Source organism: Microvirga sp. HBU67558 (assembly GCF_018069605.1).
Taxonomy (GTDB): domain Bacteria; phylum Pseudomonadota; class Alphaproteobacteria; order Rhizobiales; family Beijerinckiaceae; genus Microvirga; species Microvirga terrae.
Map to the genome: position 1 here is coordinate 1 of NZ_JAGPUP010000515.1, position 15903 is coordinate 15903.

Annotated in this window: 14 protein-coding genes and 1 pseudogene; 4 read left to right on the forward strand and 11 right to left on the reverse strand. The window is 66.8% G+C overall.

The window, feature by feature from the left end:
• The 8 genes and pseudogenes from KBI52_RS14315 to KBI52_RS14350 form a co-directional block, all read right to left on the reverse strand.
• Positions 1-783 (reverse strand): annotated as a pseudogene (locus KBI52_RS14315) (beta-glucosidase); the annotation flags it as partial.
• A gap of 549 nt (positions 784-1332) precedes the next feature.
• Positions 1333-2220, reverse strand: a complete 888-nt coding sequence (locus KBI52_RS14320; protein ID WP_210808332.1) for an NAD(P)-dependent oxidoreductase — start codon at positions 2218-2220, stop codon at positions 1333-1335.
• A 157-nt stretch (positions 2221-2377) separates the two neighbouring features.
• Complete coding sequence (locus KBI52_RS14325) at positions 2378-3637, reverse strand: TRAP transporter large permease (protein WP_210808277.1); 1260 nt, start codon at positions 3635-3637, stop codon at positions 2378-2380.
• Entirely contained in the window at positions 3634-4212 is a 579-nt protein-coding gene (locus KBI52_RS14330) for a TRAP transporter small permease (protein WP_210808280.1), read from the reverse strand. The genes KBI52_RS14325 and KBI52_RS14330 overlap by 4 nt, the downstream gene beginning before the upstream one ends.
• Positions 4213-4216: 4 nt before the next feature.
• Positions 4217-5215 carry a TRAP transporter substrate-binding protein gene (locus tag KBI52_RS14335; RefSeq protein ID WP_173950249.1) on the reverse strand — a complete coding sequence of 333 codons (999 nt, stop codon included), beginning with the start codon at positions 5213-5215 and terminating at the stop codon, positions 4217-4219.
• A gap of 119 nt (positions 5216-5334) precedes the next feature.
• Positions 5335-6387: a transketolase family protein gene (locus KBI52_RS14340; protein ID WP_210808282.1), complete on the reverse strand. Its 1053-nt coding sequence runs from the start codon at positions 6385-6387 to the stop codon at positions 5335-5337.
• Positions 6384-7253, reverse strand: a complete 870-nt coding sequence (locus tag KBI52_RS14345) for a transketolase (RefSeq protein ID WP_210808284.1) — start codon at positions 7251-7253, stop codon at positions 6384-6386. The genes KBI52_RS14340 and KBI52_RS14345 overlap by 4 nt, the downstream gene beginning before the upstream one ends.
• A gap of 20 nt (positions 7254-7273) precedes the next feature.
• Positions 7274-8023 (reverse strand): SDR family NAD(P)-dependent oxidoreductase, encoded by a 750-nt coding sequence (locus KBI52_RS14350; RefSeq protein ID WP_210808286.1) that lies wholly within the window; start codon positions 8021-8023, stop codon positions 7274-7276.
• Between the two features lie 115 nt (positions 8024-8138).
• Between KBI52_RS14350 and KBI52_RS14355 the strand changes: the two genes are divergently transcribed.
• The 4 genes from KBI52_RS14355 (at position 8139) to KBI52_RS14370 (ending at position 12846) form a co-directional block, all read left to right on the forward strand.
• Positions 8139-9041, forward strand: a complete 903-nt coding sequence (locus tag KBI52_RS14355) for a LysR substrate-binding domain-containing protein (RefSeq protein WP_210808288.1) — start codon at positions 8139-8141, stop codon at positions 9039-9041.
• A 579-nt stretch (positions 9042-9620) separates the two neighbouring features.
• On the forward strand, positions 9621-10937 hold the full coding sequence (locus KBI52_RS14360; protein ID WP_210808290.1) for an ABC transporter substrate-binding protein: 1317 nt from the start codon (positions 9621-9623) through the stop codon (positions 10935-10937).
• 65 nt (positions 10938-11002) lie between these two features.
• Entirely contained in the window at positions 11003-11950 is a 948-nt protein-coding gene (locus KBI52_RS14365) for a carbohydrate ABC transporter permease (RefSeq protein WP_173950255.1), read from the forward strand.
• Entirely contained in the window at positions 11947-12846 is a 900-nt protein-coding gene (locus KBI52_RS14370) for a carbohydrate ABC transporter permease (protein WP_210808292.1), read from the forward strand. Before KBI52_RS14365 ends, KBI52_RS14370 begins: the two co-directional genes overlap by 4 nt.
• A 301-nt stretch (positions 12847-13147) precedes the next feature.
• Here the strand turns inward: KBI52_RS14370 and KBI52_RS14375 are convergent, their stop codons facing one another.
• From KBI52_RS14375 to KBI52_RS14385, 3 genes are all read right to left on the reverse strand, one after another.
• Entirely contained in the window at positions 13148-13534 is a 387-nt protein-coding gene (locus tag KBI52_RS14375) for an acyl-CoA thioesterase (RefSeq protein WP_173950257.1), read from the reverse strand.
• 158 nt (positions 13535-13692) lie between these two features.
• Complete coding sequence (locus tag KBI52_RS14380) at positions 13693-14682, reverse strand: tripartite tricarboxylate transporter substrate binding protein (protein ID WP_210808294.1); 990 nt, start codon at positions 14680-14682, stop codon at positions 13693-13695.
• Positions 14612-15820: a 4-oxalomesaconate tautomerase gene (locus KBI52_RS14385; protein WP_262266139.1), complete on the reverse strand. Its 1209-nt coding sequence runs from the start codon at positions 15818-15820 to the stop codon at positions 14612-14614. Before KBI52_RS14385 ends, KBI52_RS14380 begins: the two co-directional genes overlap by 71 nt.
• Positions 15821-15903: the final 83 nt, after the last annotated feature.

A 15903-nucleotide genomic window follows, 5' to 3' on the forward strand; every position in this document is an offset into this window, starting at 1 on the left:
CGAGCCACCGAGATACCATTGGTTCTCGGGATAATAATTGAGCCCGACCATATCGAGACAGTCCGGTGCTCCACCCAGCTCGGGCTCCTTCGCCCCGCAGAGGATGTCGAGCGCTTCGAACTGGGACTGCTGATAGACCTGCGCGCTTCTGGCGTGCTCGTCGTCTCCGAGGCCCGCTTCCACATTGATCAGCGGTTCCGCCGTGATGAAGCGCGCCCTCGGATCGACGGCGCGGATCGCCCCGATGGCGGCGATCGTCGCGCGCACGAGCTGGCGTTTGAGCTCGGCACCCCGGCCATGACCGCACGGGTTGAAGCGTCCGACCTCGCCCCCCGCCCACGCCCAGTAGGAAATTTCGTTGACGGGACAGTAGACCGGCACCTGCCGGCACTCCTCCTTGACCAGCCGGGCTGCCGCGGACGCGAAGCGCGCGAAGCGGTCGATGAAGGCCGGCGACCAGATGTCCAGATCATCGGGATAGCCGTAATGGCACAGATCCCAGATGATGCGCGTCCCGGTGCCTTCCGCGGCCCGCAGCATCGGCAGGAAGCTGCTCCAGTCGTCGCGGCCGGGCGCCGTTTCGATGAGGTGCCACCGCAATCCATCGCGCGCCGCATGAATGCCGTGCTCGGAGAGAAGTTCGTAATCCTGGGCCGCGAGCCGGTCATGATCAGTGCTGGCGAGAAGATCGAGTCGTCGACCGTCCCAGCGCCGGTGGCTTGAACACTCGAAACCGCCGAGAAAGAAGCTTCCAAATGGGGAAGCGTTATCAGGTGAGATCATACGGACGAACGCTCCAACCCTGCACAAGGAGGGGTTAGCCTGATCGGCTCGGACATTGAAAGAAGCTCGCCGGCTGAAGACAGCCGGACTGTTCCTGCTCACGCAAACAAGTTGACTGAGCTGCAACCCGGCTACCAACAATGGGCCTGGCAACTTGTTCCAGTTCCCGTGAGAGAAGAAACCCGGATGCTTCGAACAACTTCGGCAGACGGCGTGTTCCTTGCCGCATGCCGCAATCCGGAAAAGTGCTCGCGCGAAAAGCCAAGCTTCTCATACGTTAATGCGGCCCGTCCGGGGAGTTTCCATCCTGGCGAATGCCGGGCAGCCCGATCATCGAACGAGATGTGCGATCATGGCGGGAGACGACCGTGGTCGGGGCGAACCTCTTGATCGAGTCGATCGCCCTGCGGGACGCGCTACACTCGAAGCAGGAGGCTCGTTTGGGTGAGATGGTCTTGTCGAGCACGATCCTGGGCGTTGTCGGCGCGACCGCACGGATCCGCTATCGTCCTCGATCCGATGGCCCGACGAGCGCGCTCACGCAGCCGATCATCGAACGCCGTTCAAGGCGAGATAGGTGCGGATGACCTGACTGTCGTCCTCATGGCCGTCCCCGCGCCCGGACGCCGCCAGGAACATCTGATGGGCCGCTGCGGCCAGGGGCAGAGCCGCCCTGGTGTCCCGGCCGGCATCGAGCACGATGCCGAGATCCTTGACGAAGATGTCGACCGCGCTGGTGACCTCGGGCTGCTCTTGGAGCATGCGCGGCCCCCGGTCCTTGAGCATCCAGCTCGAGGCCGCGGACCCGCTCATGATCTGCAGCAGGATGTCGAGATCGACGCCGACCTTGGACGCAAGAGCGAACGCCTCGGCGACGACCGCGATGTGAACGCCGCACAGAAGCTGGTTGACGGTCTTGACCATGGCGCCCTGTCCCGGGCGCTCGCCCACATGGAAGACCTTGTCGCCCATGGCGTCGAAGACGGGCTTTGCGAGATCGAACGTGTCGCGGGGTCCGGCCGCCATGATGGTCAGCGTCGCTCCCTTGGCGCCAGCCACCCCGCCCGACACGGGAGCGTCGACCAGGCGCCTTCCGGCGCGCTGGACTCGTGCTTCGATGGCTTCCACGGCCGAAGGAGGGCAGGTCGCCATGAGGGCGACCACGCCGCCGTCGCGGAGCGACTCCAGGGCGCCGCCCTCGAACAGCACGGCCTCGGCCTGGGCGGCGTTCACCACCATCAGGATCAAGACATCCGCGTCATGGGCCGCGTCACGCGCGCTGCCCGCGCGCCGGCCTCCGGCCCCTTCGAGCGTCGCGAGGGCGTTGGCGTTCAGGTCGAACCCGGTGACGTCGAATCCCTTTCGCACGAGGTTCGAGGCCATCGGCAGTCCCATGGCGCCAAGGCCGACAAAAGCAATCCGAGTCATGTTCCTGATCCCTCGCTTCGTGCCTATCGGTACTGTGCCGGCCGGAGAGCTGACAAGGGGAGAGCGTCCCGCTCGTTCTAAAGTAGGACGCTCCGATGCTTCTTCTCTCATGAGAGCATCGTTGATTGCGCAAAACCGTGTCCAGTTTTCGCGCGATGCTCTGGCTTCAGTAGATCGTCAGGGCGGGAATGTAGCTGACGGCGAGAAGCACCAGCATGGCCACGCCGAAGAACGGCCACAGCTCTCGGGTCGTGTCCGCCAGGGACGATCGCGCGATCGACGAGGAGATGAACAGCGTCGTGCCGATCGGGGGCGTGTAGAGTCCAATGCCGAGATTGAGCACCATGATGATGCCGAGCTGCACCGGATCGAGTCCGATCGTCGCCGCCAGGGGCACGAAGATCGGCCCGAGGAGCAGGATCGCCGGCGGCAGGTCCAGCGGCATGCCGACGACCAGCAGCAGGATGTTCATGGCCAGGATCACCAGCAGGGGATTGCTGATCGTGGCCGTGACCCACTCGGCGAAGCGGATCGGAACCTCGTCGAAGGTCAGGATCCAGCCCACGATGGCGCTGCCCATGATCACCAGCATGACGACCCCGGTCGCGACGCCGGACTCGATCAGGCTGTGGTAGAAGCGCTTCCAGGTGAGGTCGCGGTAGAAGAGGGCGCTGAGGGCCAGCGCATAGACGACGGCCAGGACGGAGATCTCGGTCGGCGTGGCGATGCCGAAACGCAGACCGAGCAAGATGAGGATCGGCATCAGGAGGGCGGGACCGCTCAGCACCGCCAGCTTGAGAAGCTCCATCCGGCTGACGGCCGGGTCCTCCGAGTGGATGCCGCGCCGCCGCGCGATCCAGCTGCAGGTCAGGACGAAGCCGCCGGCCATCAGGATGCCCGGCAGAATGCCCGCCGTGAACAGATCCGCGATGCTGACGCCGCTGACGAGGGAGTAGAGGATCAGCGGGATCGACGGAGGAATGAGGATGTCGATCACCGCCGAGGTGGCATTGTTGGCCGCGCACAGCCCGGCCGGGTAGCCCTGCTTCTTCTGCCAGGGAATCAGCACCGAGCCCAGCGCGCTGGCATTGGCGACCGCGCTTCCGGAGACGCCGCCGAACACCACGGAGGCGACGACGGTTGTCGAGAGCGGACCGCCGCGCCAGCGCTGCATCGACTTGGTGGCGAAGGACAGAAGCTCGTGCCCCAGCTTGCCGCCGAGCATCAGGCTGCCGGCCATCATGAAGAAGGGCAGGGCCAGCATCGGGAAGGACTGCGTCTGCTGGTACATCTGCTGCGCGACGATCATCAGGGGCAGCTCGCCCTGCCAGGCAAGCGTCGCTCCGGCGGCGATCACCAGGGCGTGGCCCACGGGGATCGCCAGCAGCATGAGGATCGTGAAGACGATGATGAGAACGATGCTCATATGCCGGTCTCCTCCGGATCGGGGGTCGGCATGGCCTCGGGGCCGATTACGGCGACCCGCAGGGCAAGCGCGAAGGTGGTCAGGATGACGGCGATGCAGCCCAGCGCCAGAGCGTAATAGCTGTAGCTGCTCGACAGGCCGAGCACGGGGCTCGTCTCGATGGACACGATGTCGGCGACGCCGAGCGCTTCCCAGGCCAGGACGGCATAGGACGCCATGATGATGGCATGGCCGACAAGGAGCATGATGCGGGCACCGTTCCGGCTCAGGCGGGACAGGACGGACTCGACCGCCATGTGGCCGCCCTTCTGAACAGCGAGCGCCACGCCGGCCATGATGAACCACGGAAAGAGGCGCTCGGGCAGTTCCTGGGCGAAGCGGAAGCCGCCGCTCTCCAGGACGTAGCGGGCGACGACATTCGCCGTGAGGATCGCCAGCAGGGCGATTCCGGTGAGCAGGATCACCGCCTGGCAGGCGAAGGCCACCGCGCGGTCGATGATCCTGGCCAGGGCGAGCGCGCCGCTCCCCGTGGCCAGCTCACGCTCGTGGTGGGGGAGAGGGGCGACGCGCGTCATGGCGTCAGCTCCGGGCGGTTTTCGCGAGCCGGTCGACGAACTCGCCGAAGGGCTTCGCGCGCCAGGTGTCGACCACCTTGGCGGAGGCCTCGCGGAAGGCCGGCTTGTCGACCTCGTTGACGGCGAGCTTCGGATTGGCCCGGAACTCGCTGTTGAACTTGGCCTCGTTCTCGGCGAACAGCTTGCGCTGCAGGTCGCCCGCCTCCTTGGCGGCCGCCTTGATGATCTCCCGGTCGGCGGCGGGCAGCCGCGTCCAGGTGATCTGCGACATGAGGAACGGCGAGCTCTCCCATTTGTGGCCCGAGAGGCTGATGAACTTGTTCACCTCGAACAGCTTGGAGCTGGCGATATTCGTCAGCGGGTTCTCCTGCCCGTCCACGACGCCCTGCTGCAGGGCGACATAGAGCTCGCCGAAGCTGATCTGTTCGGTGCCGGCCCCGAGCGCCTGGAAGATGTCGATGGTCATCGGGTCGGGCGGCGTGCGGATCTTCAGGCCCTTCAGGTCGGCCGGCTTGGCGACGGGCCGCTTGCTGTTGGTGATGTGGCGGATGCCGTTGTCCCACCAGCCGAGGGGAACCATCTGGACCTTGGAGAAGCGCTGGGCGAGCTCCTCGCCGATCGGGCCTTCCAGCACCTTGAAGGCCGCGGCGCTGTCCTCGAACAGGAACGGCAGGCCGAGCGCGGCGAGCTCCGGCACGAGCGCCGAGGTGGAGCCCTGGCTGTTGACGGTCATGTCGACCGCGCCGGTGCGCAGGCTCGTGAGCAGGGACTGCTCGTTGCCGAGCTGCTCGGATCCGGCGACGCGCACGCTGATGCGTCCGCCGGTGCGCTCCTTGACCAGTTCGCCGAAGCGCTCGGTGGCGATGCTTCGCGGATTGCCGGGCGCCGCGTTGTGGCCGAGGGTCAGGTTGGTGGCCGCCTGGGCGCCGCGGGGCAGGGTCAGGACGGCCGGTGCCGCGAAGGCTCCGGCGATCAGCGTCCGGCGTGAAATCGTGCTCTTCATGTGCGTTCTCCTCTGAATGTCCCGCCCGTTGGCCGGGCTTGTCGACGATTGTGATGACGGCGGCGCGCGGAGAGGCGGCCGCACCCCGGAGCGGATCGTCCGCTCCGGGGACGATCGTCCTAGAGCCAGCCCTTGATGCTGCGCGTCATGGCGGCGACCGACAGGCCGTAGCGGTCGTGCAGGGTCGGCAGGGCACCGGCGTCCAGGAATTCATCCGGCAGGGCGATCTGGCGGAAGGCCGTCGGGAACACGCCCGAGCGCATCAGAAGGCCGGCCACCGCCTCGCCGAGGCCGCCGACGATCGTGTGGTTCTCCGCCACCACCACCATGCGGCCGGTGCGCGAGGCCTCCTTCAGGATCGTCGCCTCGTCCAGGGGCTTGATGGTCGGCACGTGCAGCACAGCGACGTCGACATTGTCGTTCGCGAGCGCCTCGGCGGCTTCGAGAGCCCGCATGGTCATCAGGCCGGACGAGACGATCAGCACGTCGTTGCCGTCGCGCAGGGTCTTGGCCTTGCCGAACTCGAACGTGTAGCCGTACTCGTCGAGGACGAGCGGGACGTTGCCGCGCAGGAGCCGCATGTAGACCGGGCCGTCATGGGCCGCCATGGCGGGCACGGCCTGCTCGATCTCGTGGGCGTCGCACGGATCGATGATGGCGATGTTCGGCATGCCGCGGAAGATCGCGATGTCCTCGGTGGCCTGATGGCTCGGCCCGTAGCCGGTGGTCAGGCCGGGGAGGGCGCAGACGATCTTCACGTTGAGGTTTTCCTCGGCGATCGCCATGCAGATGAAGTCGTAGGCCCGGCGCGCGGCGAACACCGCGTAGGTGGTGGCGAACGGCATGAAGCCTTCCCGGGCCATGCCGGCGGCCGCGCTGATCAGGAGCTGCTCGGCCATGCCCATCTGGTAGAAGCGCTCCGGATGCGCCTTGGCGAAGACGTGCAGGTCCGTGTACTTGGCGAGGTCCGCCGTCAGGCCGACGATCTCCGGCCGGGTCTCGGCGAGCGCCGCGAGGGCATGGCCGAACGGGGCGGGCTTGGTGCGCTGGTCGGGCCCGGCGAGCGACGCGATCATCGCCGAGGTGGTGAGCCGCGGGCTGTCCGCCGTGCCCTGTCCGCCTTCCGCCTGTTCGCCCAGCCAGGCGGGACGGGTGTATTTCGAGCGCCTCATGATGTCCTCCCGGCGTCCAAGAGTTCGATGGCCTGACGCCACTCGTTCGGCTCCACCCGCAGGAAGTGGTTGCGCTCGCGCTCCTCGAGGAACGGCACGCCCTTGGCCATCTTGGTGTCGCAGATGATGATGCGCGGCTTCTGCTCGGCCAGGTTCCTGGCCTCGTCGAAGGCCGCCACGAGGGCGTCGATGTCGTTGCCGTCGACGCGCTGCACATGCCAGCCGAAGGATGCGAAGCGCTCGGCCAGCGGCTCGAAGCCCGTGACCTGGGAGGCCGGGCCGTCCGCCTGCTGGTTGTTCACGTCGACGAGGCCGATCAGGTTGTCGAGCTTCCAGTGGCTCGCCGACCAGGCGCCCTCCCAGATCGATCCCTCGCCGAGCTCGCCGTCGGAGAACAGGCAATAGACGAAGGACTTCGACTGCTTGCGCTTCAGGCCCAGGCAGAAGCCCACCGCGAGGCCGAGGCCGTGCCCGAGCGACCCGCCGGTGATCTCCATTCCGGGCGTGTAGGCGGCCATGCCGGACATGGGCAGGCGGCTGTCGTCGGTGCCGTAGCTCTCGAGCTCGTCCTCCGGGATAATCCCGGCCTCGATCAGGGCCGCGTAGAGGGCGATCGCGTAGTGGCCGATGGAGAGCAGGAAGCGGTCGCGCTCCTCCCATTCCGGATCCTCGGGCCGGTAGCGCATGGCGTGGAAATACGACACCGCCAGCACGTCCGCGATGCCGAGCGCCTGGGCGATGTAGCCCTGGCCCTGGACCTCGCCCATGCGAAGCGCGTTGCGGCGGATGCGGTAGGCGCGGTCCGCCAGGGACACGTTGGACAGGGACGGCTGCGGAGCCCGTGGCGCCGCGTGGCTCGTGGTCATGAATCTCTCCCGTTGGCGGATCAGTGGATCAGCATGCCGCCGTTCACGTCGATGACGGCGCCGGTGACGTAGGCGGACAGGTCGGACGCGAGGAACAGGTAGGCTCCGGCCACGTCCTCGGCGTCGCCGAGGCGGTTGAGGGGAATGCCCTTCAGGATGTCCCGGCGCATCTCGTCGGTGAGCTTGCCGCCCGTGATGTCGGTCTGAATCAGCCCGGGCGTGACGCAGTTGACCCGGATGCCGTCCGGCCCCAGCTCCCGCGCCATCGCCTTCGCGAGGCCGAGCACGCCGGCCTTGGCGGCCGAGTAGTGCGGCCCGCCGAAGATTCCGCCGCCGCGCTGTGCCGAGACCGACGACATGCAGGCGATCGACCCGCGGCCGCGGGAGCGCATGTGCGGAATGAACGCCTGGCTCAGGTAGAGGACGCCGGTGAGGTTCACGTCGACGATGCGGCGCCAGCTCGCCCCGTCGATCTCCATGGTCTTCACCGGCTGGGTGACGCCGGCATTGTTGAGCAGGATGTCGACCTGCCCGAAGGCCGTGATGGCCTCGTCGGCGGCGCGCCGGCAATCGTCGAGGTCCGTGACGTTGCAGCCGAGCCCGACGTGCTGCGGCCCGAGGGCGGCAGCCGCCTCCCTGGCGCCCGACTGGTCGATGTCGAGAATCGCCACCCTGGCGCCGTGGCGCGCGAAGAGGCGGGCGGTGGCGAGGCCGATCCCGCGCGGGCTCGCCGCGCCGGAAATGACCGCGGTCTTTCCTTCGAGTAGCATCGTTTCCTCCAGGGGAAGGGTCGTTCTTGTTCGTGTTGGAGGAATTATTTTCCGCATTGCGCGGCAGGACAAACGCGCCGTTTACACCCTCTGGTGAATCTGATTCACTCATCCGATGCTTCAGCAGGTTCCGCTCTCCTTCCTCCGGATCTTCGAGGCGGCTGGCCGGACCGGGTCGTTCCGGGCGGCCTCCGCGGAGCTCAACCTGACCCCGAGCGCGGTCAGCCACGCGATCCGCAAGCTCGAGCAGGCGCTCGGCATCCCGCTGTTCGACCGCGAGACGCGCAACGTGCGGCTGAGCTACGAGGGCGAGGCGCTGATGCGCCATGTCGGCCGGGCCTTCGAGGAACTGCGGCGCGGCATGGAGGTCGTGTCCACCCGCGGTCCCATGCTGCTGCGCCTGCACTCGGCGCCGAGCTTCGCCGCGCAGTGGCTGACCCCGCGCCTGGCGGCGTTCCTGAAACAGCATCCGGGCGTGGACGTGCGGCTTGCCGCCGGAACCGACTACACGCGCTTCACGTCGGACGAGTTCGACGCCGACATCGTCTACGGGGCGCCGCGCACGGAAGGGCTGATCGTCGTGCCTCTCGGGGAGGAAACGATCACGCCGCTCTGCGCGCCGGAACTCGCCGCGACGATCGGCACGCCGGAGGACCTGTACCACCATGTCCTGATCCAGACCGACAGCAAGCAGATCCAATGGGCCGACTGGTTTTCCGCGAACGGGCTCTCCGGACCCTCGCCGAACGGGAGCCGGTTCGACCGCAGCTTCCTGGCCATCGCGGCGGCCGCGGAGGGGCTCGGCGTCGCGCTCGAATCCACCCGCCTGGCCGAGCGGGAACTCGCCTCGGGACGGCTGGTCATGCCCCTGGAGGGCCGGTCGAACGCGGTCCGGTATGTCGGCCACAACCTGGTGTTCCCGCGCTATGTCCGGCAGCGCCGCCCCTTAAGGGCCTTCACCGAATGGCTGGTGGCCGAGCTCGAGATCAAGTCCCCGATCCCGCTCGTCGGGACCTGAGCGGTGCTCGTGATACCGATGTTCGCGACAGCGCGAGCCGGTGACGGCGCCGACAAGGGTCAGGTTCATTGACCTATACGCATTGATGATCCATCGGCTGTGAAAGCCCGCGACTTCACTGCTTGATATGGAGGAGTTCTTCCTAGAATATTCATTCCAAGAACATTGCAAGCCCGCACCAGACGGGCATGACGAATGAACGGGGCCTGGAGGAAGCGCATGCTTGAAGGCGAGCGCGCGACGCGGACGTATCATCGGTCGGTGGCCGATCCGGATGGATCCATCCGGACGAACCATCCTGCCGACTCGCCGCCGTTCGGCCGGCTCATCGCGGATGTCCTATGAGACCTTGTCCCGCGAGTTCGTGCCCATGATCTCTCGCCCACGCCTTCCTGGAAGATCCGGCCCGGCGCCCTGGCAATGACGCGGACCGGTGCATGAATCCTCATCCCATTCGAAACGGCGCACGTCCATGCCGAGAGGAGGGCGGCGCCGGGGATCGATCAACCTCAAATGCGCGGCCCAACCGGGGCGGCTGCGCATGCCACCAGAGATCCCGGACTACGGAGGATACGAACGATGACCCTGTCTAGACGTGATCTGCTTCTTGGGACCGCCGGCCTTGCGGGCGCGGCGGGAACCGGGCTTCTGAATGCCGGGCCGGCCTTCGCGCAGGCGGCCGCCCCGCAATATAAGCCGGAGCAGGGCGCGACCCTGCGCGTGCTGCGCTGGACACCCTTCGTGAAGGGCGACGAGGATTCCTGGCTCGCCAACACGAAGAAGTTCACCGAGGCGACCGGCGTCGAGGTGCGCGTCGACAAGGAGAGCTGGGAGGACATCCGGCCGAAGGCGGCGGTCGCGGCGAATGTCGGCTCGGGGCCGGACGTGATGCTCGTCTGGTTCGACGATCCGTTCCAGTATCCGGACAAGCTCCTCGACGTCACGGACATCGGCAACAGCTTCGCCAGCAAGTACGGCGGCTATTATCCGGGTCCCGAGGGCTATGCCAAGCAGGGCGACAAGTTCATCGCGCTTCCGCTTGCGGCGATCGGCAACGGCATTCTCTACCGCGAGAGCATGGTCAAGCAGGCGGGCTTCTCGAAATTCCCCGAGAAGTCGGACGAGTTCCTTGAACTGTGCAAGGCGCTCAAGGCCAAGAGCAAGCCGGCCGGGTTCGCGCTCGGCAAGGCGGTCGGCGACGGCAACAACTTCGCCCATTGGATCGTCTGGAGCCACGGCGGCAAGATGGTCGACGAGAGCGGCAAGGTGGTCATCAACTCGCCCGAGACGATCAAGGCGCTGCAATATGCCCGCGAGCTCTACCAGACCTTCATTCCGGGCACGGAGAGCTGGCTCGACATCAACAACAACCGCGTCTTCCTGGCCGGCGACGTGTCCGTGACGGCGAACGGCGTCTCGCTCTACTACTCGGCCAAGAACGACCCGAAGATGGCCGAGATGGCGCAGGACATCCGCTCGACGACCCTGCCGGTCGGCCCGGTCGGCCAGCCCGTTGAGCTGCACCAGACCACCTCGGCGGTGATCTTCAAGTACACGAAGTTCCCGAACGCGGCGCGCGCCTATCTGCAGTTCATGCTCGACAAGCCGCAGATGGACGCGTGGATCACCGGTTCGAGCGCCTATTGCTGCCCGCCTCTGAAGGGCCTGATCGACAACCCGGTCTGGACCTCGGATCCGGTCCACGAGCCCTACAAGCGGGCGTCGTCGACCCTGCGGCCCAACGGCTACGCCGGTCCGCTCGGCTATGCCTCGGCGGCCACGATGGCGGATTACGTCATGGTGGACATGGTGGCCGAGGCCGCCACCGGGCAGCGTACGCCCGAGGAAGCGGCCAAGCGCGCCGAGCAGCGGGCGAACCGCTACTACCGCGTCTGACGAACCTGAAGGGACGGCGTGCGAGCGCCGTCCCTTTTTCCTGTTGATGATGTTGGAGGCGCACCATGGTCGATGCCGCCCTTACCCGCGCCGGCGCGACGACTGCGTCCGCCCGCACGCCGCTCATGCAGAACAAGGCTTTTCTCGGCCTGCTCTTCATGCTCCCGGCGGCGCTTTTTCTTGTCGTCTTCCTGTCGTACCCGCTGGGGCTCGGCGTCTGGCTCGGCTTCACCGACACGCGCATCGGTCGCTCGGGCGTCTTCGTCGGGCTGGAGAACTACCAGCTCCTCTGGGAAGACAGCATCTTCTGGCTCTCGGTGTTCAACACGATCCTGTACACCGTGGTGGCGTCGATCCTGAAGTTCATGCTGGGCCTCTGGCTTGCGCTTCTCCTCAACGAGCATCTGCCGTTCAAGGCCTTCATCCGCGCCATCGTGCTCCTGCCCTGGGTTGTGCCGACCGTGCTGTCGGCCATCGCCTTCTGGTGGATCTACGACGCCCAGTTCTCGATCATTTCCTGGGCCCTCATGAAGATCGGGTTGATCGATTCGCCGATCAACTTCCTCGGTTCTCCGAACAACGCCCGCGCAACGGTGATCTTCACCAATGTCTGGCGCGGCATCCCGTTCGTGGCGATCACGCTGCTGGCGGGCCTTCAGACGATCTCGCCCTCGCTCCATGAGGCGGCGACGCTGGACGGCGCCACCTCCTGGCAGCGGTTCCGATTCATCACCCTGCCCATGCTCTCGCCGCTGATCGCCGTGGTGATGACCTTCTCGGTGCTGTTCACCTTCACGGATTTCCAGCTCATCTACGTGCTGACCCGCGGTGGGCCGCTCAACGCGACGCATCTCATGGCGACCCTGAGCTTCCAGCGGGCCATTCCCGGCGGCCAGCTCGGCGAGGGCGCGGCCATCGCCGTGGCCATGGTGCCGTTCCTTCTCTCTGCCATTCTGTTCAGTTATTTCGGGCTGCAGCGCCGCCGCTGGCAGCAGGGAGGAACCGACGCATGACCTCGAGCGCCAGATCCGCCAACCCTGCCGCCGCCGACGATACCGTCGGCATGAGCTATCTGAATCGCACGCCACAAAGGCTGCTCACGGTTTACCTGCCCCTGGGCATCTTCGTGATCGTCCTCCTGTTCCCGTTCTACTGGATGACGATCACGGCCCTGAAGCCCAACGAGGAGCTGAACAACTTCCGCGACTACAATCCGTTCTGGCCGGCCAGCCCGACCCTGCAGAACATCAAGTATCTCCTGTTCGAGACCTCCTATCCGGGCTGGCTCGTCAACACGATGGTGGTGGCCATCGGGTCGACCATCCTGTCGCTCGCCGCGTCGGTGTTCGCCGCCTATGCGATCGAGCGCGTGCGCTTTCCCGGCTCGCGCTGGACCGGCCTTGCGATCTTCCTGGCCTATCTGGTGCCGCCCTCGATCCTGTTCATTCCGCTCGCCGTGATGATCTTCAAGTTCGGGATCTACGATTCGAAGCTCGCCCTGATCTTCACCTATCCGACCTTCCTGATCCCGTTCTGCACCTGGCTGCTGATGGGCTATTTCCGGTCGATTCCCTACGAGCTGGAGGAATGCGCGCTGGTCGACGGGGCCTCGCGCTGGCAGATCCTGACCCGGATCATGCTGCCGCTCGCGGTGCCGGGCCTCATCTCGGCCGGCATCTTCGCCTTCACGCTCTCCTGGAACGAGTTCATCTACGCACTCACCTTCATCCAGTCGTCGGAGAACAAGACCGTGCCGGTGGGCGTGCTGACCGAGCTCGTGCGCGGCGACGTCTACGAATGGGGAGCCCTCATGGCGGGGGCGCTTCTGGGCTCGCTCCCGGTCGTGCTGCTCTACTCGTTCTTCGTCGATTACTACGTGTCGTCGATGACGGGCGCCGTGAAGGAATAGGCGAGGGCGGCGCCTCTTGCGTCGGGATCACCCGTCAGGCATCGACTCTGCCACGTCATGGCCGGCCCTGTGCCGGCCATCTCGATTGGAAAGGCTCTGCACCTCAAACAATCGAGATCACCGGGACAAGCCCGGTGATGACGTAGGAGAGTGAGCAACCGGTTCGCGTGAACCTCTCCCGTCATGGCCGGCCTTGTGCCGGCCATCCCGATGCGTTGGGGCGGGACGTTTCAGACGATCGAGATTACCGGGACAAGCCCGGGGATGACGTGGAGGGTGAACGCCCTTTCCGGATGAGGCTCTACCCCGGCGGCAGGGGACGCGGGCGCGATCCGCTGTCGATCGCGACGAACGTGAAGATGGCCTCGGTGACCTTGATCTGCTCGTCGCCGTCGCGCGAGCGCCGCCAGGCCTCGACCTGGAACTTCATGGAGGTCCGCCCGGTGGAGATCAGGTCCGCATAGACCGAGACCTCGTCGCCCACATGGACGGGCGAATGGAACGCCATGCCGTCGACCGCCACGGTGACGCAGCGCCCCCGCGCCCGTCTGGCGGCCGCGTTGCCGGCGGCCAGATCCATCTGGGACATCAGCCAGCCGCCGAAGATGTCGCCGGCCGGGTTGGTGTCGGACGGCATGGCGATGGTGCGGATGACCGGCAGGCGTGCGTGCAACTCTTCCGGCGTCATGCTGCGTTCCCGTCGATGGGCCCTGCGGCGAGGAAAAGGGCCCCTTGCAGAAAAGGCTCCATGACGGTTCTCGCCATGGAGCCTTGCAGGATGCCGGAACCAGTGTGAACAGGCAATGCGGGCGGCCGCGCGGTCGCGGCCGCCGCTCAGGGTCTCGATCAGTTCATGGCGATGGACGACTTGCCGATGATCTCGGCCCAGCGGGCGGATTCGGCCTTCATCATGGCGGCGAACTCCTCCGGGCTGTTGCCGATCGGCTCCGCGCCTTCGTTCTCGAGCCGCTCGCGCACCACGCCGTTCTTGATCGTCTCGACGGTTGCGGTCCGGATCTTGTCGGCGATGTCCTTGGGCGTTCCCTTCGGCACCGCGAAGCCGTACCAGGCGGTGGCCTCGTAGGCCGGCCAGCCGCTCTCGGCCACGGAGGGCACGTCCGGGAACTTCTTGGCCCGGGTCTTCGACGTCACGGCGAGGACGCGGGCGTCCTGGCTCTCGATCAGGCCGAGGACGGACGGGACCGTGGTGACCATGAAGTCCATGCGGCCGCCGAGGAAGTCGTTCAGCGCCGGGCCGGCCCCCTTGTAGGGCACGTGGACCGCGTCGAACTTGGCCTCCTGGGCCAGGAGCACCGTGGCGAGGTGGCTCGCCGAACCGTTGCCGGCGGACCCGTAGGTCAGCTTGCCCGGGTTCTTCTGGCCGTACTCGATCAGCTCCTTGACCGTCTTGTATGGGGAGTTCTTCGGCACGACCACGACGAGCGGGGCGGCGGTGATCAGGGTCAGGGGGTCGAAGGCGGTGAGCGGATCGATCTTGACGCTCTTGAACAGGTGCGGGTTGACCACCATCGGGCCCTGGTTGGCCATCAGGACCGTGTAGCCGTCCGGGGCGGCGCTGGCGGCCTGCTGCGTGGCGATGTTGCCGCCGGCGGATCCGTTGTTCTCGACGGTCAGGTTCTGCCCCAGCTTCTCGCTCACTCCCTGGGCGACGAGGCGCGCGATGGCGTCCGTGCCGCCGCCGGCCGCATAGGGGACGACGAGCTTCATGGGACGGGTCGGGAAGGCGTCCTGCGCGAAGGCGCCGCTAAAGGGCAGCGTGATCGTGGCCAGCGTGGCCAGGGCGGCGGAGCAGACGAGGCGGCGTGTGGGTGTCATGAGCGTTTTCTCCTCTTTGTTGTAGACCTTCCGGGGGCGCAAGGACAGCGCTTGCCGGGACGATGATCCTGCCTTCGAAGATGCGGCGGGCGGTGCGGACGAGGCTCGCCCGCGCGATCCGGCCGGACGGGTCGATGCTCAGATCGACCTCGATGCGGCCGCTCGGGTGCTCGACCGTCACCAGGGACGAGAGGGCGGGCGCCGCAAGATCGTGCGCGACGCTGCCCGGCAGCCGGCAGGCGGCGGCGACGCAGAGGGCGCCCGTGACCGCGTGGCCCTTGTGGCAGCGGCTCGCGTTCATGAGGTAGCGCGACGTGATCGTGCCGCCGTGGCGGGCCCGGGACAGGATGCCGACCTTGGGCACGACGCTGCCGGACACGTCGCCGAGGCCCATGCGCAGGCCGGCCTCGCGGCGGATGGCTTCCAGGCGGGCGAGCAGGTCGGCGCTGGCCTCGATCGCGTCCGGCGTCTCGTCGCCGGAAAGGCCGAGATCGCCCGCCGACAGGAGCACCATGGGCATCGCATAATCGACGAGGGTCACCGGAGTCTTGTCGATGAACTCGCGCTCCTGCCCGGTCGGCAGGAGCGCGCCGGTCTTGGACCCGAGGGCGTCGAGGAAGGTGAGCCGGACCGGGGCGGCGGTGCCGGGCACGCCGTCGATCACCGTCTCGCCCTCGTATTCCACGGCCCCATGAGGTGTCTGGACCACGGCCTCGACGGTGGTGGCCGTGTTGCGGTTGAAGATCCTGACCAGGGTCTCGCCCGCCTGCGCCGGCACCAGGCCGGCCTCGATGGCGAAGGGGCCGACGGCGGACAGCATGTTGCCGCAGTTCGGGCTGAAATCGACGAGCTCCCGGTCGGTGGCCACCTGGGCGAACAGGTAATCCACGTCGGCGTCCGGCCGGGACCCCGGGGCGATGATCGCCACCTTGCTGGTCATCGGGTTGCCGCCGCCGATCCCGTTCACCTGGAGCCCATGGGGCGACCCCATGGCGGCGAGGAGGAAGCGGTCGCGCTCGGCCGGGTCGGCCGGGAGGTCCGCTTCCAGGAAGAACGGCCCCCGCGAGGTCCCGCCCCGCATGAGCACGCAGGGGACTTCGAGGGCGTTCTTCTTCGATGTGGCGAACGGGAGTGACACAGCGAGATCCGGGTGAAGAGGGTTGGTGATCCACACATCTCAAATCCGGTAACTGCTGTGAAATGCAAAGATCGGTGCTATTG